The sequence below is a fragment of the Shewanella sp. GD04112 genome (assembly GCF_029835735.1).
Classification (GTDB): Bacteria; Pseudomonadota; Gammaproteobacteria; order Enterobacterales; family Shewanellaceae; genus Shewanella.
The window spans coordinates 2863006-2887229 of sequence record NZ_JAOEAL010000001.1 but is presented as its reverse complement, the minus strand read 5'-3'; the positions used below and the strand labels follow the sequence as shown (position 1 = coordinate 2887229).

General features: G+C 47.7%; 22 protein-coding genes and 1 tRNA gene. 11 read left to right on the top strand and 12 right to left on the bottom strand.

Annotated features, from left to right (window positions below; translation table 11 throughout):
* Positions 1–53: 53 nt before the first annotated feature.
* From adk to nadE, 4 genes are all read left to right on the top strand, one after another.
* Complete coding sequence (adk, locus tag N7386_RS12780) at positions 54–698, top strand: adenylate kinase (RefSeq protein WP_011623010.1); 645 nt, start codon at positions 54–56, stop codon at positions 696–698.
* A gap of 79 nt (positions 699–777) precedes the next feature.
* Positions 778–1824: a ferrochelatase gene (gene hemH / locus N7386_RS12775; protein ID WP_279768844.1), complete on the top strand. Its 1047-nt coding sequence runs from the start codon at positions 778–780 to the stop codon at positions 1822–1824.
* 190 nt (positions 1825–2014) lie between these two features.
* Positions 2015–3319, top strand: coding sequence for an inosine/guanosine kinase (locus tag N7386_RS12770; RefSeq protein ID WP_279768842.1), 1305 nt, complete (start codon positions 2015–2017; stop codon positions 3317–3319).
* A gap of 209 nt (positions 3320–3528) precedes the next feature.
* Positions 3529–4359: an ammonia-dependent NAD(+) synthetase gene (gene nadE, locus N7386_RS12765; protein WP_279771018.1), complete on the top strand. Its 831-nt coding sequence runs from the start codon at positions 3529–3531 to the stop codon at positions 4357–4359.
* A 174-nt stretch (positions 4360–4533) separates the two neighbouring features.
* Here nadE and N7386_RS12760 read toward each other — a convergent pair whose 3' ends face one another.
* The gene (locus N7386_RS12760; protein ID WP_279768840.1) at positions 4534–5070 is read right to left on the bottom strand and encodes a hypothetical protein; all 537 of its coding nucleotides are present in this window, start codon (positions 5068–5070) and stop codon (positions 4534–4536) included.
* Positions 5071–5234: 164 nt separating this feature from the next.
* Here N7386_RS12760 and N7386_RS12755 point away from each other — a divergent pair, with 164 nt between their 5' ends.
* Complete coding sequence (locus N7386_RS12755; RefSeq protein ID WP_126511503.1) at positions 5235–6701, top strand: alpha/beta fold hydrolase; 1467 nt, start codon at positions 5235–5237, stop codon at positions 6699–6701.
* Here the strand turns inward: N7386_RS12755 and N7386_RS12750 are convergent.
* Positions 6698–8878: a diguanylate cyclase gene (locus N7386_RS12750; RefSeq protein ID WP_279768837.1), complete on the bottom strand. Its 2181-nt coding sequence runs from the start codon at positions 8876–8878 to the stop codon at positions 6698–6700. The two genes, N7386_RS12755 and N7386_RS12750, sit on opposite strands and share 4 nt — an antisense overlap.
* Positions 8879–9243: 365 nt before the next feature.
* On the opposite strand from N7386_RS12750, the gene N7386_RS12745 reads away from it, so the two are divergent.
* Positions 9244–9320, top strand: a tRNA-Pro gene (locus N7386_RS12745).
* Between the two features lie 228 nt (positions 9321–9548).
* Here N7386_RS12745 and N7386_RS12740 read toward each other — a convergent pair.
* Together N7386_RS12740 and N7386_RS12735 are read right to left on the bottom strand one after the other, a co-directional pair.
* Positions 9549–9980, bottom strand: coding sequence for a hypothetical protein (locus N7386_RS12740; protein ID WP_279768835.1), 432 nt, complete (start codon positions 9978–9980; stop codon positions 9549–9551).
* A 601-nt stretch (positions 9981–10581) separates the two neighbouring features.
* Positions 10582–11034, bottom strand: coding sequence for an Lrp/AsnC family transcriptional regulator (locus tag N7386_RS12735; RefSeq protein ID WP_279768833.1), 453 nt, complete (start codon positions 11032–11034; stop codon positions 10582–10584).
* 109 nt (positions 11035–11143) lie between these two features.
* On the opposite strand from N7386_RS12735, the gene rarD reads away from it, so the two are divergent.
* The gene (rarD, locus tag N7386_RS12730; RefSeq protein WP_279768830.1) at positions 11144–12043 is read left to right on the top strand and encodes an EamA family transporter RarD; all 900 of its coding nucleotides are present in this window, start codon (positions 11144–11146) and stop codon (positions 12041–12043) included.
* A 265-nt stretch (positions 12044–12308) separates the two neighbouring features.
* Here the strand turns inward: rarD and N7386_RS12725 are convergent, their stop codons facing one another.
* The gene (locus tag N7386_RS12725) at positions 12309–13259 is read right to left on the bottom strand and encodes a GGDEF domain-containing protein (protein ID WP_279768827.1); all 951 of its coding nucleotides are present in this window, start codon (positions 13257–13259) and stop codon (positions 12309–12311) included.
* A 194-nt stretch (positions 13260–13453) separates the two neighbouring features.
* Positions 13454–14320: a LysR family transcriptional regulator gene (locus N7386_RS12720; RefSeq protein WP_279768825.1), complete on the bottom strand. Its 867-nt coding sequence runs from the start codon at positions 14318–14320 to the stop codon at positions 13454–13456.
* 101 nt (positions 14321–14421) lie between these two features.
* Here N7386_RS12720 and N7386_RS12715 point away from each other — a divergent pair, with 101 nt between their 5' ends.
* Positions 14422–15534 carry an NADH:flavin oxidoreductase/NADH oxidase gene (locus tag N7386_RS12715; RefSeq protein WP_089067631.1) on the top strand — a complete coding sequence of 371 codons (1113 nt, stop codon included), beginning with the start codon at positions 14422–14424 and terminating at the stop codon, positions 15532–15534.
* A 128-nt stretch (positions 15535–15662) separates the two neighbouring features.
* Here the strand turns inward: N7386_RS12715 and N7386_RS12710 are convergent, their stop codons facing one another.
* Complete coding sequence (locus N7386_RS12710; RefSeq protein ID WP_279768822.1) at positions 15663–17453, bottom strand: DUF3413 domain-containing protein; 1791 nt, start codon at positions 17451–17453, stop codon at positions 15663–15665.
* A gap of 66 nt (positions 17454–17519) precedes the next feature.
* Positions 17520–17738 (bottom strand): YejL family protein, encoded by a 219-nt coding sequence (locus N7386_RS12705; protein ID WP_011622981.1) that lies wholly within the window; start codon positions 17736–17738, stop codon positions 17520–17522.
* Positions 17739–17815: 77 nt separating this feature from the next.
* On the opposite strand from N7386_RS12705, the gene yejK reads away from it, so the two are divergent.
* Complete coding sequence (gene yejK, locus N7386_RS12700; RefSeq protein WP_011622980.1) at positions 17816–18844, top strand: nucleoid-associated protein YejK; 1029 nt, start codon at positions 17816–17818, stop codon at positions 18842–18844.
* A gap of 138 nt (positions 18845–18982) precedes the next feature.
* On the opposite strand, the gene N7386_RS12695 is transcribed toward yejK, so the two are convergent.
* A complete protein-coding gene (locus tag N7386_RS12695) occupies positions 18983–19984 on the bottom strand; it encodes a cytochrome-c peroxidase (protein ID WP_086904216.1) in 1002 nt (333 codons plus the stop codon).
* A 582-nt stretch (positions 19985–20566) separates the two neighbouring features.
* Here N7386_RS12695 and N7386_RS12690 point away from each other — a divergent pair.
* Both N7386_RS12690 and N7386_RS12685 read left to right on the top strand, forming a co-directional pair.
* Complete coding sequence (locus N7386_RS12690) at positions 20567–21442, top strand: 6-carboxytetrahydropterin synthase (protein ID WP_279768820.1); 876 nt, start codon at positions 20567–20569, stop codon at positions 21440–21442.
* A gap of 68 nt (positions 21443–21510) precedes the next feature.
* Complete coding sequence (locus tag N7386_RS12685) at positions 21511–22422, top strand: M23 family metallopeptidase (protein ID WP_279768818.1); 912 nt, start codon at positions 21511–21513, stop codon at positions 22420–22422.
* 70 nt (positions 22423–22492) lie between these two features.
* Here the strand turns inward: N7386_RS12685 and N7386_RS12680 are convergent, their stop codons facing one another.
* The 3 genes from N7386_RS12680 to N7386_RS12670 all read right to left on the bottom strand — a co-directional run bounded on the left by N7386_RS12680 (position 22493) and on the right by N7386_RS12670 (position 24197).
* Complete coding sequence (locus N7386_RS12680) at positions 22493–22753, bottom strand: DUF5062 family protein (RefSeq protein ID WP_011626406.1); 261 nt, start codon at positions 22751–22753, stop codon at positions 22493–22495.
* A gap of 236 nt (positions 22754–22989) precedes the next feature.
* The gene (locus N7386_RS12675) at positions 22990–23598 is read right to left on the bottom strand and encodes a VOC family protein (protein WP_279768816.1); all 609 of its coding nucleotides are present in this window, start codon (positions 23596–23598) and stop codon (positions 22990–22992) included.
* Between the two features lie 83 nt (positions 23599–23681).
* Positions 23682–24197, bottom strand: coding sequence for a L,D-transpeptidase family protein (locus N7386_RS12670; protein ID WP_086904218.1), 516 nt, complete (start codon positions 24195–24197; stop codon positions 23682–23684).
* Positions 24198–24224 lie beyond the last annotated feature (27 nt).

The window sequence follows — 24224 nt, the reverse complement described above, 5'->3', positions numbered from 1 at the left end:
GCGAAGATCGCCGCCCTAAGAAGAATATCAATGCGAAAAAGAGGACTCTTGAGATGCGCATTATCCTATTGGGCGCCCCAGGTGCCGGTAAAGGTACCCAGGCCCAGTTCATTATGGAACAGTATGGTATCCCACAAATTTCTACTGGCGACATGTTACGTGCTGCCGTTAAAGCCGGTACTCCGCTGGGTTTAGAAGCGAAGAAAGTGATGGATGCAGGCCAACTGGTTTCTGATGATCTGATCATTGGACTGGTTAAAGAGCGTATCGCACAGGACGACTGTGTTAAAGGTTTCCTGTTAGACGGTTTCCCACGCACTATCCCACAAGCGGATGCGATGGCGGCAAACGGTATCAGCATTGATCACGTGATCGAAATCGATGTGCCAGACGAAGAAATCGTTAAGCGCATGAGCGGTCGTCGCGTTCACCCTGGTTCTGGCCGTGTTTACCACGTGGTATTCAATCCACCTAAAGTGGAAGGCAAGGACGATGTAACAGGCGAAGACTTAGCGATTCGTCCAGATGACGAAGAAGCCACAGTGCGTAAGCGTTTAGGCATTTACCACGAGCAAACTAAGCCATTGGTTGAATACTATGGCAAAGTGGCTGCGGCGGGTAACACTCAATACCACAAGTTTGATGGTACTCAGTCGGTAGCGGCTGTGAGTGCACAATTAGCCAGCGTGCTGAAATAAGCATCATTGCTAAATTCGAGAACAAGTTCTCATATTAGGAAAAAGCCTGCTATTGCAGGCTTTTTTTATTGGCAACTGAATGTTAGCCTGCCGTGGTATTTGGCTGATAAAAGGTACCACATTGACTTCTCCCTCTCCTGCGTTTGGCGTGTTATTGGTCAATCTCGGCACGCCCGATGAACCCACTCCCAAAGCGGTTAAGCGATTCCTCAAACAGTTTTTAAGTGATCCTCGGGTCGTCGATTTGTCCCCTTGGCTGTGGCAGCCGATTTTGCAGGGAATAATCCTTAACACCCGACCCGCCAAGGTGGCCAAACTGTATCAGAGCGTGTGGACGGAGCAGGGCTCGCCGCTGATGGTGATAAGCGAGCAGCAGGCGCAAAAGTTAGCTACGGATCTGAGCGCGACCTTTAATCAAACCATTCCGGTGGAACTGGGCATGAGCTATGGCAATCCTTCGATTGATAGCGGCTTTGCCAAACTTAAGGCCCAAGGCGCCGAACGTATCGTGGTTCTGCCGCTGTATCCGCAATATTCCTGCTCAACCGTCGCCAGTGTGTTCGATGCGGTGGCGCAGTATTTTACCCAAGTGCGTGACATTCCTGAGCTGCGTTTCAGCAAACAGTATTTTGACCATGACGCTTATATCGCGGCCTTAGCGCATTCGGTTAAGCGCCACTGGAAAACCCATGGGCAGGCCGATAAGTTGATTTTATCCTTCCACGGTATTCCGCTGCGTTATGCCACCGAAGGCGATCCCTATCCTGAGCAGTGCCGCGCGACGGCCAAGTTATTGGCGCAAGCGCTGGAGTTAACCGACGGACAATGGCAGGTGTGTTTCCAATCCCGCTTCGGAAAAGAAGAGTGGTTAACCCCCTATGCCGATGAGCTGCTGGCCGATTTACCCCGCCAAGGCGTAAAAAGTGTCGATGTCATTTGCCCAGCCTTTGCCACCGATTGCCTTGAAACTTTAGAAGAAATTTCCATTGGCGGTAAAGAGACTTTCCTGCATGCGGGCGGTGAGGCCTATCACTTTATTCCCTGTCTAAATGATGATGAGCTCCATATCGAGCTGCTCAGGCAACTGGTGCAAGAACAAGCTCAACCTTGGATACGCGCAGAGTGACGGTAAATTTCTCCCGTTGAAACCGAAAGACGGCCTAGTTTCATGCTGATTTTATGGTAGAATCTGCGCCCTTTGTGGCTCGGGAGTGGATTTTTTATCTCTCTAGCCTAGACTCATTATTTTTAGGACACGATGAGCGCAGGCTCATTGTAATGCCCATTAGCATGGATGCCAGGAAAAGAGAGCCACTATGAAGTTTCCCGGTCAGCGCAAATCGAAACATTATTTTCCGGTCAAAACCCGTGACCCATTGCTTGAGCAATTAACGCAGCAACCTCAACCCTTTTCGACTTATGTCAGCGGTATCGATCAAACCCTAGTGGATATCGAAGCCAAGGTAGAGGATGAGTTGCTCGGCCGTTATGGTTTACCTAAGGGAAATTCGACGCTTATCAATGACGAGCAAGCGCATGCTCTGTATACCGAGCTGAAACAAAACGGTTTGATCAGCGATGAGTTTGCGGGTGGCACTATTGGTAACACAGTGCACAATTATTCTATTTTGGCCGATGACCGCTCAGTGTTGTTTGGGGTGATGAGCCAAAATATCGAAGTCGGCAGTTACGCCTACCGTTATCTTTGCAACACTTCCTCTAAGGTTGACCTTAACTTCCTGCAACCCGTCGATGGTCCTATCGGCCGCTGTTTCACCCTGATTTCCGATTGCGGTGAGCGTACCTTTGCGATCAGTAAAGGCGCGATGGACAAGTTGACCCCTGAATACATTGATAAAGACGTAGTGCAGGGCAGCTCTGCTTTGGTATTAACCGCCTATTTAATGCGTGCCAGCGGCGGCGACAGGATCACCGATGCGGCCATGTGCGCGATTGAATATGCCAAAGCGGCCGAAGTCCCGGTGGTATTGACCTTAGGCACACGCTTCTTAATCGAAGAAGATCCGGTCTGGTGGCAAAACTTTATCCAAGAGCATGTGACCATTTTGGCGATGAACGAAGATGAAGGTGAGGCCTTAACCGGATTTCGCGATCCGCTGCTTGCCAGCGAAAAAGCCCTCGAGTGGTGTGATATGGTGTTAACTACTGCTGGCCCAATCGGGCTTTACACCGCGGGTTATACCGATGATGCCGAAAAGCGTGAAACCACCCATACACTGCTGCCCGGTGCAATCCCCGAATTTAACCGTTATGAGTTCTCGCGTCCTAAGCTGAAGCGTGACTGCGAAAACCCGATTAAAGTCTATGCCCATATTTCGCCTTACATGGGCGGCCCAGAGAAAATCGGTAACACCAACGGTGCCGGTGATGGCGCGTTGTCAGCGTTGTTGCACGACTTGGCGGCCAATACCTTCCACAAGACCAATGTGCCAGGTTCAAGCAAGCACAAGCGTGATGGTCTGTGCTATTCGTCATTCTCCCAAATTTGTAAGTACGCTAACCGCGTGGCTTACGAGGTGTTAGCGCAGCATAGTCCGCGTCTCTCCCGCGGTTTACCTGAGCGTGAAGACAGCTTAGAAGAATCTTACTGGGAAAGATAAGCCTACATAGGTTTAAGTAAATAAGGGCAATAGCGGCAAACCGTTATTGCCCTTGTTGTTTTTGGGAGAGACAAAAATTTGAGCCAATGACGTTTTCTCAACAATTAACCCTGTGGATGTTAATTTTTGCTACAGGCAGACCCGAATAAATGATAACGTTAGCCGAATCACTGCTCCCAATAACAGCGAATATTAAGGTGGAATTTTCGGTGAAAGCGCAGATCTTAACAGAAATGAAGGTACTCAAGACAATCGATCCTGAGTTCGAAGTGCAGCGCCGTGTGGCGTTTATAAAATCTAAACTGCAAGCAGCCCGCAGCAAAGCCTTGGTCCTTGGGATCAGCGGTGGTGTGGATTCGTCCACGGCAGGACGTCTATGCCAGTTGGCCGTTGATAGCCTCAATAGCGAGAATCCTGACGGCGGCTATCAGTTTATTGCGGTGCGCTTACCCTATCAAATTCAAAAAGATGAGCACGAAGCTCAGCAAGCTTGCCAATTTATTCAGCCGACCAAATTAGTCACCATCAATGTGCATCAAGGGGTTGATGGTGTGCATCAAGCCACCTTAACGGCCTTTGTCGAAGCGGGATTGCATTCACCGGATGCGGCAAAAGTCGATTTTATTAAAGGTAACGTGAAAGCGCGGATGCGCATGATTGCCCAGTATGAGTTAGCCGGTTTAGTGGGTGGCTTAGTGGTGGGTACAGATCATAGCGCCGAGAATATCACGGGTTTTTATACTAAATGGGGCGATGGTGCCTGCGATCTCGCGCCTTTATTTGGCCTCAACAAACGCCAAGTGCGTCAGGTAGCGGCGTATTTGGGCGCACCAGAGTCCTTAGTCTATAAAGCACCAACCGCGGATTTGGAAGACAATCAACCGCTACTCGAAGATGAAGTGGCGCTCGGGCTGACCTATGAGCAAATCGATGATTTCCTCGAAGGGAAAGCCGTCGATAAGGCCGTGGAAGAAAAGCTTATCAATATCTACCAGGCCACGCAGCATAAGCGTCAACCTATCCCCACGATTTACGATTAATTGAAGACGCTTACGGTCTGAAAATTAACGAAAAAGCACCCTAATCGGGTGCTTTTTTATGTGCGAATGCTTAATGCAATCTCGCCAAGTTGTTTTCGGCTTAGTCACTTTGTGCTTAGCCGTATTGAACTGAGTTGCATTGAGCAGAGTTGCATTGAGTTCAGCTGCATTCCTTTAGCTGTGCTTCGCTTTAAGGTGGTGACGCGTCAGGGCAATCAAAGCGTTTGAGTATTGGCGATAGTCTAAATAGGGCGTGAGCAGTACACAACTTGTGTGCGGGGATTGTACTTGCAGCATCGCTGTGACGTCTTGCAGTTTAGCCTGTGAGTCTTGCATCAATTGCAGCTCGGTTGTTCGCTGCGCGTTTGTTTGCAGTGCGTTAGTGGCGATGTGGCTATCGGCAGCAATCCCTAATGCCGTGGCCGCGGCTTGCCCACAGACAATATGAATATTGGCATGTGGCGAGAGGGCATTGGCACCTATCAATAACATTTGCTGCTGTTTGAGTAACTGATTGTCGCGATAATTGCGCCAATCCTCACTGGGCGCGCAAATTTTTGCCATAATTGTGAATATCTTACGCCAGTGATTACCATTTAAGGCGATGAGTTCTGCTATCGCGTTATCCTGCGACCAATGCCAATCTTCAGGCAGGAGTGGGGGATTGGGGAGATAAAACGCATAGGTGGCTGCGGCTGGGCCAGTGTGCATAAGAGTCGAATATGGGAGTCAAAGTGGGGCGGATCTTACCCTAACTTAGGCACGCTGCCGAAACTAAATGGTTGCGAGATCAAATCTTAAACATGAAAGTTGAGGTTTTTTTTTATCTAACCTTATAATCTAATTGCGCATTTTATGGGATCCAAGGGACGAGAATGAAAGCCATCATCATAGGCTCAACCAAGCATCTATTTTTCGCGGCATTTTATGCCTGTTTGGGGATTGCCGTCGCCCTATTGGTGACAGGGATACACTTTCTCAATGCTAGGCCCGATCTCTCCCTCTGGCACACCACAGAACTTAAAAACGAGTTTCGCTATAACACCAAATTAGACAAATTCAGTGATTACATCGCCTTAGAAGATAAGTTATTTGCCGAAGTGGAGAATAAAGTCCTTAAAAAAGTCTCGGCGACGGATGCATCACCCGTGAATCGTTATGTTAAAAATAGCCTGTCGGATCCCGCCCGTTGGCCCCATAACTGGAATCGCACCTTCGAGTGGCCTAAGGCCAATGCGCCCTTTGGTGTACTCCTTCTCCATGGTATGTCGGATTCGCCCTATGCCATGTCAAATGTGGCGGCACATTTTAAGGGTAAAGCCCATGTGCTCGGATTAAGACTCCCTGGCCATGGCACTATTCCGAGTGGTTTGACAAGCCTGTACTGGCAGGACTTAGCCGCCGCGATGAATTTGGCGACGGCGCATATGAAACAAGAGCTTAAAGGTAAGCCGCTGTTTGTGATTGGCTTTTCAACGGGCGCCGCGGTAGCGCTAAACCATGAACTTGAGCTTATCAATCAAGAAAAAGCGCCCGATTACGCGGGGATGATTTTTATGTCGCCCGCCATTGGGCTTGCTCCGATTGCGGCAGCGGCCCGTTGGCAAAGCTGGATTGGCCGTTTACTCGACTTAGATAAGTTGCAGTGGAACAGTATTCAGATGGAATACGATCCCTTTAAATACACTTCTTTTGCGGTAAACGCGGGTGATGTGGTTTACCAATTAGCGCTGCGTAATCAGAGCCTATTGAGTGGCTTAACGCCTTCGCAGCGTGGGCAGATCCCTGACATTTTAACCTTTCAATCCGTCGCCGATGCTACTGTTTCAAGTGCCGCCGTGGTGGATTTGCTTTACCAAGTTCTGCCCGAGAAGGGCCATGAATTAGTACTGTTTGATATGAACCGAACCGTGATAAACAGTAAGTTGATGGTCAATGATCCGTTGCCGAGTTTATTACCGACGTCGCGCGATAGCATCCATTACCGTGGCACCTTGATTGAAAATCAAGACAGCGAGACGACGCAGGTTCAAGCGCGGGAGTTTGGGGTTATGCCGCAGGATAACAGCGAACCTGAGGTGGAGTCGTTATCCTTGCACTGGCCAGCGGGTGTGTATTCCTTGTCCCATGTGGCCTTGCCATTCGATGAGGATGATGGGCTGTATGGCATTAAAAATAATGAAAAATTACTCAGGATCCAAATTGGCGCGGCTGCATCCCGTGGCGAGCGAGGGGTGTATAGCGTGCCCGCCTCGGAAATGTTACGCCAAAAATGGAATCCGTTTTTCCCCTACATGCTAACGCGGATTGACCAGTATCGCGCCGCGCACATGCCGAACTAAGCGCTGATAAGGGTGCAAACCACGCAGTTGCGCCCTTGCTCCTTAGCCTTATACAGGTTCTCATCCGCCTGCTTTAACCAGACTTCAAGCGTTGAGCTGTAAGCTGCATCGGCAATGATGGCGCCTATGCTTACGGTGACGCTAAAGGTTACTTGATCGGCCGGGTTAGTAATCACCACCCTAGCGAGTTTCTCACGGAAATCATTAAGATGTTGCTCAACTTTCAAGGTATTACACATAGGTAATATCAACACGAACTCTTCACCACCGTAACGGCAGAGCAAATCGACATCGCGCTTAAAGTGACTCGATAATACTTCCGCCATTACCCGTAGGCATTCATCGCCGGCAAGGTGGCCGTAGGTATCATTCACTTTTTTGAAGAAGTCGAGATCCAGTAGCACCACGGCAATCGCATCTTGGCCACGCTCACACAGATCTTGAATATGCAGGAACTGTTTCTCGGTATAACGGCGGTTATACAGATTGGTGAGTGAATCGCGCTCCGCCATGTCTTTGAGTTTGCGATTCGCGATTTCCAAGTCCATGGTGCGCTGTTTGACTTTATCCTCTAACTCGAGTTGATAACTGAGCAGTGCTTGTTGATTGGCTTCTAAGCTCTCGTACAGGCTGTAGATTTCTTTAGGGGTACTATTATCTAACAGCTCATGCTCAAACTTTTCTTCATTAAAACTGCCATCTTTGGTCTGGCTAAAGTGCTGTGCGAGTAAGGCGAGGGGCGTCGTGGTTAAGCGACTGATAGCCTTAGCGATAATCACGGCACCTAACATACTCAGCAAGAGCAGCACTATGGTCTTGGTATACTGTTCCTGAGCCAAGGTGAGTAGCGGGACAAACGGCTCAACCACATACAGATGCCAGCCATTATTCAGTTGGTGATGAGCGTAAATATACTCAGGGGTATCCGCCTCGGTTTGATTGATATCCATCAGTTTTAATCGCGTGCGGTACTCAGTGCTGCCGGTGACGAAATTAAAGGGGGCTAATGGGGTGAGCCCGAGCCTTTCGGAGGCATAAACGATATTTTTCTTCTCATCTAATAAGATGATGGATTGTGTCTCATGGTGTTGATTTTGTTTATCAATACTCGAGAAAAAGCTTAAGTCGAGACTGCCTTGCACTATGCCTACGGTGTCATTTGTGCCTTCTTTGAAAATCGGTGCACTGATGGCAATGATAATTTCTTTGCCAATAAATCGCCCCACAAATACTGGCGACACAAAGGTGTTGTGGTGATTAAAGGATTGAATAAAGTAGTCCCTATCCTTCACTGTAAACATTTTTCCCATTTGCTTTAATTGCTGAAACTTTTCGATTGGGCTACCCGCGACTATCTCACCCCGTTCATTGGCAATAAACATGGTGGTAAAGCTTTGCGTGAGTCCTTGTACACTGCTAAGTGTGGTTTGCCACTGTTCAAAGGGAATGCCAGACTCACTGATAAATTTACCGACACTGGCAATGGTTCGGGTGTTGACCGCGATATAGCTCTCGGTGGCATGCCCGAGAGATATGCCAGTGTCATCGAGATTCCGATTAATTAACACCTGTTGTTTATCCATAAAATAATGGTTAAACACTAAAGATGAGGTCAGTAAGCTGATGGTAGTGATCAAAATAAACAGATAGCTAAGCTGCGCACTCATAGTGCGACGAGTGTGATTCACTAACTTATCTTTTAAATGCCACAAACTGGGGAGCGCCACCACGCAAAGCTCGCCGAGAGTGGTGTAAAAAATCCCATTAAAGGCTTGTTTTATCGTGGTGAAGGGGATGTGGTAACTCGGCATGCCAGTAATTAACCACAGGTACAAACTCATCAATGGCAAGCCGAGCAGTAACCAATAACCTATGCTGGCATACAAGATAGGCACATCTTTGCGCCTAGCAAACCCTAACCACAGCGCTTCGAGCAAAAAGACCAGATACACGTGGGCACTCGACCAGGCCAACATCAAGCCCGTTGCCGTAAATAAGGCGGTAAACAGGGCATACCAAGGCCCAAGCAGAATGGCCACTATCACCACCGCCGCATTACCTAAAATAAGCTGGACGTTGGCAAAGAGCGGAATAGGGTAGATGTTGAGCACTAAACCCAGTAGGCCTAGAAAGGTGGCTAACTTTAAATGGGCGCTATTCACAGCAGGTAGACGCAATGATAATTCCTTTTCATCAAAAATTTATGCTTAAAAAGCAATCTATTGCATTGAAACGATTAATGATAACTAGCTTAGCAGATGTTTCTTAATTTGATATTGAATGCGAAAACTTAAGTTTCGCCTCAGGTCACAGTCTGGGCCTCTCCGCCGCATTTAGGGGCAAAAGAGGCGATGGTTTTTGTAAAAACTCACCATTCAGACCAGAAACTAAGCAGTTGGTCAAACTCATTTCACTAAGCACTTGCGTTGATGCAATCCACTTGATAAAGTCTGCGTCACTTAAGGTGAACCCCACTCGATAGCATCTTAAGTAACAAGTGCTTAAGCTTAACCAAGTCAGTTTATTTAAGCACGAAAATTTTCGGTATGTAGCGCAGCCCGGTAGCGCACTGTCATGGGGTGTCAGGGGTCGGAGGTTCGAATCCTCTCATACCGACCAAATTCATAAACAATAAAGCCTGCAATCTAAATCAGTTGCGGGCTTTTTTGTGTCTGTAATCTGGCTTTTTACTGCTATCTAGAGATTGAAAGGAAGTAATGGGTTTAACCAGTAAGGCGATAAACTTAGCAATAACTTTAATTAATCGAGTGCGACTTTCAACTTTAGCTAGGTGTTGTAACACTGAAGGTTGCTGAATACGAAGCAGCTCCAGTGTCCTGACTGTTTTTACAGGATCACCAATTCCCCAGTTTGTGTTATGCCACATGGCCACACACCGCTATTATATAATGCTAAAATTGCTACCCACTTTCCTGGCTGATTGGAAAGGACCTCTTTAGCTGCGTGTTTGCAAGCGAACAGCGCGCTACCTTTCATTGCCTCAGTGTAGTTATGGGGGCCATCGACGAGTTTAGGATGAGCCTTACCAACGCTTCGCAACGATCTCAATGCGGCTTTATAAACCATTTTCTCAGCCTCTTTGTCGTAGATCAGTTCGTCTGGTTTAGTAGGATATGTTCCTTCGAAAGGATCGGATTGATCTCTGCTGCTCGGTAACCAATCCCATTCAATTTGTAATTGAGAAATCGCTAAGATGTGCTCTGCTTGGCTAAGCCAATCAGTATTCTCTATTTGTTCAATTAGTGCTTTGATGTCCATTAGCTGTTACGCCTGAGTCGGTTCTAGGTTTGCAAAAATAAAGTCCTAACACTCATTTGGATTAACCTCTGTTACCCTTGGAAAGCGATAGCAAATTTGGCGATGAGCACAAGCGGTTTTCAACTCCGTTGGGGCGTCTTGGAGTATCCAAGGGCTAAGGTTAACGGTCATTTTGAGCGTGAGATAGGGATATCGAACTGGTAGTTTAACATGGACGTTTTTGATAGGACGAGCAGTCCTCCTTGGTCGGCTCTTGATTATAAATCAGGGGGGAAGGCCTCACGACTTTGATTAAAGCATTCAAACTACAAAAAGATGGAATGCATAACTTCTAAGTTGAACCATCAACTTTTTTATAGGCAAAACGTTACTTGGCCAATACCCTTTTGAACTGCAAAACACACTTTGGGGCATTCCTGATGTAAATGGAAAATATCAATGAAATACAGCCGCTTAAGTGGATGCAGTAATACTTAGTATGAGATATTATGGCGCTGCACTATTACTGGCTATCCGGTTGGAGCAATTGACGCCGTAAACAATGGATGAGCCCATTGTAATGTCGTAGCAAATTTAATAAAAAACAATATATTATGCGACGTTACAATACATTTAACGTCGTCTTAACTCGGTCTAACGCCACTATGGTTCTGAACCATTTTACATTCGGATTATTGTGGAACATTTGATCACAAAGTGCTTGGAAACGTTGCATGTGCGGTACTAGCAGTACCAGCATAAAATCGGCATCCCCAGTAACGTAGTAGCATTGCTGAACTTCTGGACCAGAAAAGTCTTGTTTCAATTGCCTGAGCGCATTGATATCGGTTTTCTCAACCTGAACTTCAACGAAAATGGTTATGACTTTATTCAGTTTATCAGGGTTTAAAATAGCGACTGTAGATTGGATATAACCGTCGTCTTTCAGCTTTTGAATGCGGCGCTGAACTGAAGCCGTAGACAAGTGAACCGATTCTGCCAACTCTCGTAAAGAAGTTTGACAGTTCACTTGCAGCAAGGCTAGAAGAGCATGATCGTATTTATCGAGCGACATATTAGCATCCAAGTGAGAAATTTTATCGAAAATAGCATCAATTTAGAGAAATAATCCCTAAGTTAACACAATAAAATACCACTCAATTACCCATTTTCTGTTGGACGTTATGAAATCAGCTCCTAATACCTTGTTCGGTGTCAGCTTAAATGTGGCCGCTTCGGCGCTCTTTGCGATAATGTTTGCTTACACGGCTCTGCTCGACGCGCTCAGCGGTGAAGAAATCTATGGTTGGCGCATTTTATTCACCATGCCAATGTTAACCCTCTTCATCCTTGTTCGTGGCTACTGGTCGCAAGTCATCGTTATTTATCAGCGAGTCATTCACGAAAAACACTTTTGGTTAACTCGAATCGCATCCAGCTTTTTAATCGGCATTCAACTTTGGTTATTTATGTGGGCTCCTGGCAATGGGTACGGCTTAGCTGTATCACTGGGATATTTTATTATGCCTATTACCATGGTGTTGGTTGGCCGATTCGCCTTTAATGACAAGATGTCTAAAATGCAGTGGATCGCCTGTCTGTTAGCTTTACTTGGGGTAGTGAATCAGGTTGGTATTTCTCAAACCTTGACTTGGCCAACACTGGCTATCTGCTTAGGATATCCAATCTATTTTTGGCTAAGGCACAAAACCGATACCAATAATATTGGTGGCGTCTGGTTTGATATGCTGCTCAGCGTACCATTCTGCATTTACTTCATCTTAAATGGCGGCTACGTGATTGGCAGCTTTGGCGAGAGCAGCTTGCCGCTGTGGTTAGCCATAGGTTTAGGTGCCATCAGTGCTTTAGCCCTTGGGTTGCAATCATTATCTGCGCCGCACTTGAATCTGAGCCTGTTCGGGTTACTTATCTATGTTGAACCCTTATTGTTACTCGTTGTTGCAATCATGCTGGGCGAGACAATTAGCCGAAGTGAATGGCCGACTTATATCGGTATTTGGTTTGCCGTTATTGTATTGATGCTAGAAGGTGGGCTTAAGATCTTTAAATCAAGAAACTTTTAGAGCTGGATCATGAGCTAAATAAGGGCTATTCCTTGCGACGACATTAAATTTAGTTGATTACGCACCAGCGCAATGGAGACAAGCTTTTAAGCCGTTTAGCCATGCTTTGGGGTCTTAAACTGAACCCAATGGCGGCCAAAACGGCTTTATTGGTCATCAAGTGAAAGCTTTTTATCTCATCACGTGTCTTACAGCGTCTTAAATGGCTTAACTTCCTTAACTTCCTTGCAAAGGACATGTTTGCAATGGACATGTTTGCAATAGGTCAAGCCGCATCACAGACTTGATTCCTACCAGCGCGCTTAGCTTGCATCATGGCCTGATCGGCATTATTGAAAAGGGTCTCTAACAGGGTTTGTGCCTCATCGGGATGATTGACTTGAGGCAAGCTTAAGGATGCAATGCCAAAACTTGCGGTGCAGTGAATGCTGTGGCCGTCAAGCTGCAGTGGCTGCGTATCAAACCCGTGGCGAATCGACTCCGCAACTTGACATGCTTGCTCATGGTGAGTGTTGGGTAAAATCAGGCCAAATTCTTCACCCCCGAGGCGGGCGAGAATATCCTGGGATCTCAGTTTGGTTTGCGTCAATTTTGCGATATGGATAAGCGCTGCATCCCCCATCGCATGGCCCCAGTGGTCGTTAATTCGCTTAAAATGGTCAATATCGAACATGATAAAGGCCAGCGGTTGTTGGGCTTGCTGCGCGATTTGACGACCGAGATTGAAAAAAGCCCGGCGATTATAGAGCTGGGTCAGTTCGTCTGTATCGGCAAGGCGTTCGGCCGTGGATTTTGCCTCTATTAGCGCTTGCTCCATCTGCTTGCGTTCGGTGATATCGGTGGCGATTTCTATTCTCACTAATCGGCCATCGGTCCAATGAATGGCTTGATCGCGACATTGGTACCAACGCTTATTTTGTGTATTTTGAAACTCCCACACATGGACGCCAGCAGGGTTTCCCTTGTCATCCAGCAGCTTAGGGTTAGTACAAAATTGACAAGGTGAACTTTGTCCAGATTGCAGCACTTGATAGCATTTTTTCCCTTTTGCCTCACCCCAAGCCGATACACCGTAGTCATTGAGATAGAGCAGATCATAGGTCGCTAAATCAGAGACATAAACCAGCGCATCGAGGCTATTCAAAATAGTATCAATGGCCTGACTATGGTTGGAATCGGGACCCGCTTCTGTGTGTTGTGGGGCATTTTTTGTCATGGATCGCAGCCGTGCAATGAATGAGTTCTAACAACATGGGGTACTCTTTATGGTTATTAATATAACCCATTAAAATAAATCTGTCCGATATTCAATTAATTATGTTGCTCTAAAATGGCTAGTTTTTTATTGCGAGGCGTTCAGTTTGCCGTTTAACGCCTTTCGCCGTGGCATTTCTATCTCTCTGTTTTTGGTTAAATCAGGCTTTTTAAGTAAGCGATGGCCGTTTGTGCCCGGCGAGACAAAGGCCACTCGGCTCTGTGGATCAGCCAAATGGTGTCCACCACTGGACTGCCACACTCAACCACATAGATTTCATCTTGTCGTTCAAAGGCTTTACGGGCATAACGAGGGATCACGGTAAAGCCGAGTCCCTTGGCGACGGGCTCGAGAATTAAGCTGATCTGATTGATAAACCCTTTACAGGGGATCTCTTGGATGCCTGGACTTCCTGGATATTTGCGGCTCAATAAACGGGTGGCCATGGCTTCGCCATCGGGGTGGGAGATAAATCCGAGGCGCTGCAAATCTTGCCAACGGATAATTTTTTGCCCCGCAGGCACAACCAGCTCGAGGGGTTCTTCAGTAAAATGGCTGCTGCTGATACAAGGATCCGACGGTTTAAAGGTCACCATCCCTAACTCATGTTGATTAGCGAGAATGGCTGAGAGGATTTCATTATCGGGGGCAAAACGATGATGAATTTTTAGCTGCGAAAACTCCGTTTGTAGCTGTAACAGTAACGGGTAGAGCGTTAAGCCAATACTGCCAGGCGTGATAAGGCTTATCTCGCCAATATGGGCATCGTCTTGAATGAGTTTTTGCTGTAATCGCTTCTGTGCGCAGTTTATATCTTTGACGTAACTCAACAAATGCTCACCAACGGGGGTGATTTCGAGTTGGCGGCTACGGCGCAAAAAGAGAGTGCCGTATTCTTCCTCTAAGCGACTGATATGTTGGCTGACTGCTGCTTGGGTGATACCTATGGTTTCGGCCGTGCGGGTAAAGTTTCCCTTTTCCACTAACACTGCAAAGGTATTGAGCCATTGTGGGTTTATCATAATGAAATTTTATAGAAGCTATAATATGGTGATGCTTTTAATTATGGCACGTTCGTTTTAGTCTGTCCTCATCATAGTTAACCCATGGTTAGGACTGTCAGATGACCCAGCTATTTTCTCCTTTCAGATTAAAAGATATCACGCTTAAAAACCGGATTGCTGTGGCACCTATGTGCCAGTATCAGGCTCACGACGGGCTGAGTAACGATTGGCATCAAGTACATTACACAAGTCTTGCTCGCGGCGGCGCAGGCTTAGTGGTGGTTGAGGCGACCGCCGTATCGCCAGAGGGGCGGATCACTCCGCGCTGCTTAGGATTGTGGAACGAGGAACAAGCAGCAGGCTTAGCCAACATCGCCTCGGCGATTAAAGGCGCTGGTGCGGTGGCGGGGATCCAAATCGCCCATGCTGGTCGTAAAGCCAGTGCCAACATTCCTTGGGAAGGGGATGACCATATTGAGGGGGAGCAAGGCTGGCAAACGCTGTCGCCATCGGCCGTGGCATTTGGCGCTAACCTTGGCAAAGTACCGACAGCCATGACGATTGATGATATTCAACGCGTGAAAGCCGATTTTGTGGCGGCGGCCAAGCGGGCGCTCGACGCTGGATTTGAATGGTTAGAGCTGCACTTTGCCCACGGCTATTTAGCGCAAAGCTTCTTCTCTACCTATGCCAACCAAAGAACCGATGAATACGGTGGCGATGCCGAAGGACGAGGCCGTTTTCTTATCGAGACAGTGGAGGCGGTGAGGGCGGTTTGGCCTGAGCATTTGCCGTTAACGGCGCGCTTTGGTGTGATTGAATTTGACGATAAAGACGAGCAAACCCTGAGTGAGTCCATCGCCTTGGTGAAGCAATTTAAGCGCGCGGGCCTCGATATGCTCAACGTCAGTATTTGTTTTTCAACCCCCACGGCGAACATTCCTTGGCGCCCGGCCTTTTTGGCGCCTATTGCCGAGCGAGTGCGTCGAGAAGTAGGTTTCCCGGTGGCAACGTCTTGGGGCATGGATAATCCTCACCATGCGGAGCAAGCGATTCAAGATCAGCAAATGGATTTAGTGATGATAGGTAAAGCGTTCTTGGCTAACCCTCACTGGCCTTATCAAGCGGCACAAACCTTAAAGGTCTCCCGTCCATCTTGGGTGTTACCTTCCTCCTACGCCCATTGGTTAGAACGTTATTCCACCGTGAAAGTGGAATCATCCATAGATTGAGATGAGTTGTTCGCCAAACAAAAAGCCCCACGATTAAGGTGGGGCTTTTTGTTTATTCTCGCTTTAACGCAAACTTTTACAGGGGGGATATCGGCCTGTAAAAGTTTGCTCGCTTAGTGACGCTTTACTTAATGATTGTAGAGGCGACGGCCTTCTCGCATCACTTGGATAAGCTCAGGTGCACTCATCTTCTTGTGCAGTCTGTGCTCAAAGTTTTCATCGTATATACGGTATTTACCATGACGGTCGATGACGGTGATTTCCGACTGTTGGTAAATGGCAAATATGCGACTGTCGCCGATGTAAATCCAGGTTTCTTGGCTTGGTTGCAACAAACTACGTCCCGCGCTGTAGTCGGTGGTGTTATTGGTGCAACCTAAGATATGGGTCATCAAGGTAGGCACTACGCCATAGTGACTCGTGCGGTATTTAACCTTACTGGCACCGACATTGGGCCAATGGATGACCATAGGCACTCTGACACTCTCGGGAGACAGATTGCGCTGGGCTTCGTCGCTGTTGCTGGTGAATATCTTGCCATTAACGCCGGTGATTACCACTAAGGTATCGCTCGGCAACTCACTCACTATCGCTTGGATTTGCTTATCAATAAAATTCAACGATTGGCGATATTGGTTAAACAGCACCTTTTGCGCTGGTTTCAAATTTGCATCGGCCTTGACGGTTTCGATGCCAAGGAAGCCGACTGGGGTATCAAAATTCTCCGGCGCCTTCAGGTTGACGAGGGCAAACCATGGGCTCTGCTGCACGCTTTGCCATTGCTTAAAGTGGCTTACGCTGCGTAAATCCGCATCGGCACTGCCATTGGTTTCTTTGGCGATGACGGGGGTAAAGTCATTAAACATGGCCTGCGCCGAGCGTAAATTCAGATTGGTTTCGGGGATAAATAAGCCAAGCTGATAACCCGCCTGTCTAAAGCTTTGGGTCATGATTGGGCTAGTGCTATTGAAGATGCGCGCATCGCCATAGCTGCCTTGTAAGCCATAGAGCAGGGAGAACATGCCGGTTCTAAATTGATTGCCGCCACTGTAATGCTGAGTAAAACTCTGATTCTGCTCAGTGTATTGATGCAAAAACGGCATGGTCTTAGCGTCCACCATGTCGGCACGTAAGCTATCCATAGTCAGCATTAACACATTGGGTTTGCTGTCGGCTTGGCATTGTAGTGGCTGTGCGGGGTAACTGAGCGTGCTTGTCGCATGATTGGCTTCATCATCCGATTGCGAAGAACCATCAATCCCATGACTTTCCATAAAAGAGCGAGCCGTGGCGGGGTATGACAGCGGATAAGTATCATCGAAACGGGTAATTTCGGTGATATCGGCCGCGTCGGCCCAAATGTGGATCAAATGGCTGCTGACAAAACACACCCCAATCAAGGTAATGACCTTATTGCCAAGATTCAGCTTTTGGATTTTCTCAATCCGTTTCCACAGGAAGTTAGCCGCCGTTAGCTCAATCACCAAAATGGCAATGGGCGTGACAATATAAGAGGTGCCGTGGAGCAGCGCATTTAAATCAGCCCAGGCTAAGTCAAAGGCGAAGGGGCTCAAGTGCATGCCATAATCGGCATACACTATGGTGTCATACAATAAGATACACAGGCTTAAGGTGGCGATAACTGCCGCTAAGCCCCTTAAAATCTTGGAGTAAGGCAAGATTAAGGTCAGCGGGAATAGGCAGATCAAGTAGGCGATAAAAGCAAGAAAACTGAACTGGCCAATGGTGCTGACGGCGAGGTAACCCCAGCCAAACCAGGTTTCGGGATAACCCACACTGCTCAGATAGCGTGTGCCGACAATCATGGCCAACAGGCCATTAAAGAAGGCGAACCAATGTCCCCAGTTGATGAGTCGTGACACGCGATCGCGGCTCATTTGCTTTTTTCGCTCGACCATAGTGATCCGCTTATTCCTAAAAGACGTTGTATCTTATGTTGTTTTAACGATTGTTACTCGACTAACTTAATTGGATTTCACCGATTGTGCGAGTGCTTTCGCAAATTGTTCAGCGACTGCTTGGCGAGATTCGCTTGGCACTTTGCGCTCCAGCAGGTGAGTGACACAGTTGCCCAGTGCCATCAGGCTTAAGTCAGTAGGGGCTTTGTGCTTTTCAAGTACCGCTAAAATCTCGGCGATTAATGATTCAACTTGTGCGTTTGAGTATTTCGATTGGATTGCCATAATCAAAAAATGTTTCACTTTGGAATGGATTAGCGGCATATAATAGCGGATTTATTCCAGCATCACTATCAGGGCTTATGAGTATTAACATCGAACAAGCAATTATTCACGAGATTTCCCAGGACAGTCAGGGGCAATTACGCTGCCGTTTACGTCCTCAACCTCTGCTGAACAGTCAGGCTGTCGAGATGATGCTGGAAGAATTGCATCAGACTTATACCAGCAAATCCGGCAAAGGATTTGGCTATTTTGGTATCCATGGTGATGACGGTGAGGCTAATCCGGCGTTTTCGAATGCGCTGCAGGAATACCGTGCAGGGGATTTAGGCTTCGTCGAATTTACCGGCCAAGCCAGTAAGTTGTTGCAGGAAGAGTTGGCAAAATATGATTTTAGCCAAGGCGGATTCCTGTTGATGTCCTGCTATACCAGCATGGCGAGTGACTTTTTGTTTGTGGCGCTGCTGAGTGCCAAGTCATCGATGACGGTACTCGATGATATGGAACTGTCGCAAAACAACCACTTAGATTTAAGCAATATTCAATTAGCGGCGCGTATCGATCTTACCGAATGGCAGGCCGATAAGGATTCCCGCAAGTACATCTCCTTTATCCGTGGTCGAGCGGGCCGTAAGGTGGCGGACTTCTTCCTCGATTTTATGGGCTGTGTCGAAGGCGTAAATACCAAGGCGCAAAATAAGACCCTAATGAACGCGGTGGAAGATTTTGTTGCCAGTAGCGATCTTACTAAAGAAGAACGTCAGCAATGCCGTAACAAAGTGTTTGAGTATTGCTCTGAGCGTTTCGATGAAGGCGCTGACATTGAGATCAAAGATTTAGCCGATGAACTCGCCGACCAAGGTATGGAGTCTTTCTATGACTTTGCCCGTGGCGGTAGCTATGAACTGGATGAAGAATTCCCCGCCGATAAATCGACCTTAAGACAGCTAAAGAAGTTTTCGGGTACCGGTGGCGGCGTTACTATTAGTTTCGATGGTGGCCATTTAGGTCAGCGGGTGATTTACGATCCGATTTCCGACACGCTCTTGATTAAAGGCGTGCCCGCAAACTTAAAAGATCAGTTAGATAGACGTCTTAAGGGCGAATAAGCCGTCTTGGATAATATCGCTTAAGCTTTAAGCGTTAGTTTTTTTAGCATCAAACATTAAACACAAAGGCCGGGGATGAATCCTCGGCCTTTAACTTTTGTGCGAAAGCGACTTATCTGAAGTGCCGCTTAGCTCGACTTACTTGGAAGCTGCTGCAAATGGCACAGGACGTGGAGTCGCTTTATTCGATGGTGGCAGGATTGGTAGGGCAATCTGCGGCTGTTCACCCGTGAGCGAATTTAAGAAGGCCACCATCTCCTTAGTTTCTTTGTCGGTAAGCTTTTGTCCTAACTGAATATCCGCCATGGTATTTACCGCTTCTTCGAGCGTCCAAACACTGCCATCGTGGAAGTAGGGATAAGTGAGCTCGATATTACGCAGCGTCGGTACTTTAAACACATATTTATCGGCTTCTTTGCCCGTCACGCCTTTACGCCCTTCGGCAGGATTATTGGTGTGGAATGGTTTGATGAGGCCCATCTTCATAAACATAGTGCCACCGACCGCGGGGCCATTGTGGCAGCTGACACAACCTTTGTCCTTAAACAGTTGGTAACCCGCTTTGGCCTCGCTGCTAATCGCATCCTGTTTACCTAAGAGATATTGATCGAATGGGCTATTCGGCGTGACTAAGGTTTTTTCGAAGGCGGCAATGGCATCGGTTAAACGATCGATATCGACTTTTTCATCGCCATAAACCTTAGCGAAGCGGGCACGGTATGCGGGCATTGAGGCAATGGTTTCGGTGGCAAGTTCATGGGTAAAGCCCATTTCCTTTGGATTGGCAATCGGTCCTGCGGCTTGCTCTTTTAAGTCGCTGGCGCGGCCATCCCAGAATTGCGCCAGCATAAAGTCGGCGTTCAGCACGGTTGGGGAGTTAATTGGACCTTCTTGCCAATGGTGGCCAATCGATGTGGGCAGGGCATCCACGCCGCCAGTAGAAAGATTGTGGCAAGAATTACAGGAGATAAAGCCTGATTTCGACAGTCTGGGTTCGAAAAACAGCATCTTACCTAGCTCGACTTTTTCTGGCTCAGTGATTTTAGCTGGCGTAATCACTTCAATCGGTTCGGCAGCAACCGCGTAGTGTCCGCCTAACATGGCCATAATACTGATCGCGATAGCGGTGAGTTTTATCATCTGGTCTCTCCCTTATTAACCTTGTTTTATGTATGGTTTATAGGGCGATACTAACGGCTTAATCGCCTTAGGGATAACGCCTTGTTTCGATTGGGTCTATCGCAGTTGTGGATTAAGTTTTTGTGAGCTAATTCTCTGTTTTTATTTGATTATCTCGATAGGGTGAGTGGTGTGTCGTTTAGCCATTTATTTGCTAATCGCGAGTATCTATTAACCAGCCTGTATTTACGCTTGTCTATTCATCGCTATTGGCTCCGCGGTGATATCCTTGACGCCTTTATCGAGATTTTTCCGCGTTGTTTGGCGGGGCGAGTGACGTAAGTGCATTTTGCTTTTTGCTCACTCAGTCATCGAATTAGCCAGCGAATTGGCTAACTCATACGCGATGCTTGTGCATTTGTTGTGTCATCCAGATAAAAAGCGCCTAACAGCGGATTCATTTGTCGCGGGGCGAGGCAGAATTGATTAGAATCCTTATTTACTGTTTGGGTAAGCTTGGTTATGGCCAAGTGAGCGTGCTCGGCCATCGCTAAGTGGCGCAATCCCTATTAAGGCGGACTGTTTTTCTGCCGAGGAGAGTCAATGCAACTGTTTGTAAAAGATTTAACCGTGATCGATTTTTCCTATCTTTGCCCAAAGCGTGGCATGGTAGGGGAAAGCTGGATTGTCGATGTGGTATTAGAAGGCGGTTTAGACGAGCAAAATATGGTGCTCGATTTCGCTAAAGTGAAACGGACCATCAAGCAGACAATTGATGCGGTGGCCGATCATCGTTTATTGGTACCGACCGCCTACAGTGGTGTGCGTTGGCAGCAACAGGGCGATCGGGTATGGATGGATTTCGATAGCGCGCTCGGTGAGATCCACTTAGCTTGTCCTTCTCAAGCCTTTGCACTCGTTCCATCTGAACAGATTGATATTCCAAGCGTTAACGCCTTTTTACAAAAAGCACTGCGGGAAACTCTGCCCGATAATGTTGAAGGTATTAGCCTCACCTTAAGGCATGAGATCCTCAATTCGCCTTACTATCATTACAGCCATGGTTTACGTAAACACGATGGCAATTGCCAGCGGATTGCCCATGGTCATCGCAGCCCAATTCAAGTGTTTGAAAACGGTATTCCGGCACCGAAATGGGATGAATATTGGGCCAAGCGTTGGCACGATATCTACCTCGGTAGCGAGGAGGATTTAGTGTCAGTGAAGACCTTAAACCTATCGCCACAAACGCGGATCAGTGATGACAGCCATTATGGTTTCCACTATCAAGCGCCGCAGGGGGATTTCCAACTGGCCATGCCCAAGGAATGTTGTGATTTGATCCCGCACGATACCACGGTTGAATTGCTGGCCGACTATATGGCGACCACGTTAGTAGCAAAAGTGCCATCGAGCCAATTTACTGTGATTGCCTACGAAGGTGTGGGTAAAGGTGCCATAGTGAGCAAAGGCAATTAACCCTGTCGATTTTTTTATAACGCCCTAATCTTTAGGGCGTTATTGTTTGAATAAGGATTTTTGAGAAGATGCTAAACGCCGTACCCAATGCCCTACCTAAGTTGTTAAAAACTTTACCGAATACACCATCGCTTAGTTGTAAGGCGGCAGTCTTGTCGCTCTTAAGCCTGTTTAGCTTATCGGCTCAGGCGCAGGTGAGCTTTGAAGGGCAATTTGAGCAGGGCGCGTTAATTCGTGGTAAAGCGCCGGCGGGCACGCAGATAAGTCTTAACGGTGAGGCTTTAAAAGTGACGCCAGATGGTCATTTTGCCTTTGGTTTTGATAGGGATGCGCAGCTGAGTCAAGAACTACGCTTGGTCTATCCCGATGGCTTAACCGAAGTCAAACCGCTCAGTGTCACTAAGCGCGAATACAATATTCAGAGCGTTAAGGGCATCAGCAATAAAATCATGAAGCCCGATCCCGTAGCGCAGGAGCGAGCGGCCAAAGATACGGCGCAGGTGAAAGCGGCCCGTGGCACGTTTAGCGAGCAAACGGCATTTTTACAGTCGTTTATTTGGCCATTAACCGGCAGGATCTCAGGCGTCTATGGCAGTCAGCGGATTTATAACGATGTGCCTGGCACCCCCCATTTTGGGGTGGATGTCGCTGCGAAAACCGGTACTGTGGTCGTCGCGCCTGCCGATGGCGTGATCAGCCTGTCGGTTCCCGATATGTTTTATTCGGGCGGCACTATGATTATCGACCATGGCTATGGCGTGAGTTCAAGCTTTTTGCACTTAAGCAAACTCTATGTCTATGCGGGCGAAACCGTTAAGCAGGGCCAAGCCGTGGCAGAAGTCGGCGCGACAGGGCGAGCGAATGGCCCGCATTTAGATTGGCGTGTGAACTGGTTTCAAATGCGACTCGATCCGACAACCATAGTGCCATCTATGGCGACTGTGCTGGCGGCGGAAAAAGCACAAAAAGTCGCGAAGTAACTCCCGAGTCTATCTCTTATTTACATACAGGGCGCCCAATCATTGGCGCCCTGTTTTTATGTTTGAGTGCTTATTGCAATAACGGGTGATCCGTCGGCAGATGGCGGATGATCCACAGTACCAGCTTGTGCTTCATATTTGGGCCATCTTCCTTATCTTTGGCTAAGGGTTGGATCAAATTATCGGTCACTAACAGCCGATAAATACATTCCACTTTATCCTTGGGCGACACACCTTTGTCAAAGTCATCAAAACCGCGTTTTTTAGCGTAGCCGATACCAATCTCCAAGGCGAGTTTGAGTAGCTGTGCTTCATGCTTGTGGGGTTTCATGCGCTGCGTCCTTATGGATATCACGGGAAGCCTGCTGGCATTCCCGTGGTCGATAACACAAAACTCGATAAAACCTAATGGCGAATCAAAGCGTTAATAGTCATACACTAGACTATTTCCCCCTTTATTGTTGCTGACTTTTTCTCAAACTGCCTGTTTTGTGCAAGCGATTGTCAGTAATTGGTATAGGGCTCACACTCCCTGCGAGAAGGAGCGCACATAGATTGCGGTTTCCGTTAGTCCTGTTCGCTGGCGATAACTGCTTTAATGCTGTGCGGGTGAATTTTGATACAGACATCGGCTTGTTTAAAGGCAATGGTGGGGTTGGCTAAGCGTTCTTTATCACCCTTGGGCGAGCTGAATTTCACTTTTATCGGCGCTTCGGTTAAGGATGCCGCTTGCCCTTGGAGTAAGGGCACAAGTGATGGACTCAACTGAGCCAGCTCTTGGCTTAGACCGTCGCAGTCCTGTGCCGTCGATGGCAGTACCAGTTCGATATGTTCCCAGCCTTCTTGTGGATAGAGGGTATCGCCGGGATAGGGCAGCTCGACGCAGTCAATGCTAAAGCTGCCTAATTTTAGGGGCTTATCCAGTTCGATGATAAGGATCGTGCGGCCATTAATTTGATTATCCGAGATGATCCGCCCGTGTGCGCTAAAGGCCTGCTTGAGTGCATCGGCAGCTGCGATGCTGTTCACTCTCAAGGCGACATGATCGCAATGCAGTGCCTTGTCCGCTAAGCCTAATCTGCCAAGAAACGTGAGGATCTTCGCCTCAAACTCTGGCCATGTCTGTTCTAAGGTGGTGTAGCCGAATACCGCAGCCTCTGTAGTGATTGTTGACATAAAACATCCTTAAAGCGGGGAATACAAATAAAAACGCCCATTTGACTGGGCGTTGAGTCGCATAGGCTAATCAAGCTTAGCGCTTAGGGCCAAATCTCAATGGGCGTGCCTTCATCGACGGCTTTCCACACTTCATCCATCTCGGCGTTGGTAATGGCGATACAACCGTCGGTCCAGTTGTATTGCTGCGCCTGCTCGGGCGAGAGAGGTGAACGAGGGTTCTGGCCGTGGATCATGATCATGCCGCCCGGGCGGATCCCCAGCGCCTTGGCTCTTAACTTATCTTCTTCATTGGGATAAGAAATGTGGATCGACTTGTAATAGGCGCTATCGGATTTTTTATAGTCCAGAATATAACGGCCCTGCGGCGTACGTTGGTCGCCTTCAGTTAACTTGTGGCCCGTCGGCAAGTCACCCATGGCAATACGATATTGCTTGAGGATTTTGCCGTCCCTTAACAGCGCCATATTGGACTCAGACTTAGTGATCACCACTAAATCGACTTTACCTATACCCGATGAGGCGAGCACTTGGGGTGAAATCAGTGCGGCGAGAGTCATGGCCACAGTAATTGTTTTAGTGAGTAGGGGTACGCGCATGTCTTCCTCTAAAAATGACGCAGATAT

What these genes read in the sequence shown, in the direction of transcription:
- N7386_RS12670 (WP_086904218.1), bottom strand. Translation starts at nt 24,197, where the DNA reads ATGCGCGTACCCCTACTCACTAAAACAATTACTGTGGCCATGACTCTC.
- N7386_RS12720 (WP_279768825.1), bottom strand. Translation starts at nt 14,320, where the DNA reads ATGATAAACCCACAATGGCTCAATACCTTTGCAGTGTTAGTGGAAAAG.
- N7386_RS12760 (WP_279768840.1), bottom strand. Translation starts at nt 5,070, where the DNA reads ATGCACACTGGCCCAGCCGCAGCCACCTATGCGTTTTATCTCCCCAAT.
- N7386_RS12705 (WP_011622981.1), bottom strand. Translation starts at nt 17,738, where the DNA reads ATGGCAATCCAATCGAAATACTCAAACGCACAAGTTGAATCATTAATC.
- N7386_RS12715 (WP_089067631.1), top strand. Translation starts at nt 14,422, where the DNA reads ATGACCCAGCTATTTTCTCCTTTCAGATTAAAAGATATCACGCTTAAA.
- N7386_RS12735 (WP_279768833.1), bottom strand. Translation starts at nt 11,034, where the DNA reads ATGTCGCTCGATAAATACGATCATGCTCTTCTAGCCTTGCTGCAAGTG.
- N7386_RS12755 (WP_126511503.1), top strand. Translation starts at nt 5,235, where the DNA reads ATGAAAGCCATCATCATAGGCTCAACCAAGCATCTATTTTTCGCGGCA.
- N7386_RS12675 (WP_279768816.1), bottom strand. Translation starts at nt 23,598, where the DNA reads ATGTCAACAATCACTACAGAGGCTGCGGTATTCGGCTACACCACCTTA.
- N7386_RS12685 (WP_279768818.1), top strand. Translation starts at nt 21,511, where the DNA reads ATGCTAAACGCCGTACCCAATGCCCTACCTAAGTTGTTAAAAACTTTA.
- N7386_RS12770 (WP_279768842.1), top strand. Translation starts at nt 2,015, where the DNA reads ATGAAGTTTCCCGGTCAGCGCAAATCGAAACATTATTTTCCGGTCAAA.
- N7386_RS12680 (WP_011626406.1), bottom strand. Translation starts at nt 22,753, where the DNA reads ATGAAACCCCACAAGCATGAAGCACAGCTACTCAAACTCGCCTTGGAG.
- N7386_RS12690 (WP_279768820.1), top strand. Translation starts at nt 20,567, where the DNA reads ATGCAACTGTTTGTAAAAGATTTAACCGTGATCGATTTTTCCTATCTT.
- N7386_RS12695 (WP_086904216.1), bottom strand. Translation starts at nt 19,984, where the DNA reads ATGATAAAACTCACCGCTATCGCGATCAGTATTATGGCCATGTTAGGC.
- hemH (WP_279768844.1), top strand. Translation starts at nt 778, where the DNA reads ATGTTAGCCTGCCGTGGTATTTGGCTGATAAAAGGTACCACATTGACT.
- adk (WP_011623010.1), top strand. Translation starts at nt 54, where the DNA reads ATGCGCATTATCCTATTGGGCGCCCCAGGTGCCGGTAAAGGTACCCAG.
- rarD (WP_279768830.1), top strand. Translation starts at nt 11,144, where the DNA reads ATGAAATCAGCTCCTAATACCTTGTTCGGTGTCAGCTTAAATGTGGCC.
- N7386_RS12740 (WP_279768835.1), bottom strand. Translation starts at nt 9,980, where the DNA reads ATGGACATCAAAGCACTAATTGAACAAATAGAGAATACTGATTGGCTT.
- yejK (WP_011622980.1), top strand. Translation starts at nt 17,816, where the DNA reads ATGAGTATTAACATCGAACAAGCAATTATTCACGAGATTTCCCAGGAC.
- N7386_RS12725 (WP_279768827.1), bottom strand. Translation starts at nt 13,259, where the DNA reads ATGACAAAAAATGCCCCACAACACACAGAAGCGGGTCCCGATTCCAAC.
- N7386_RS12710 (WP_279768822.1), bottom strand. Translation starts at nt 17,453, where the DNA reads ATGGTCGAGCGAAAAAAGCAAATGAGCCGCGATCGCGTGTCACGACTC.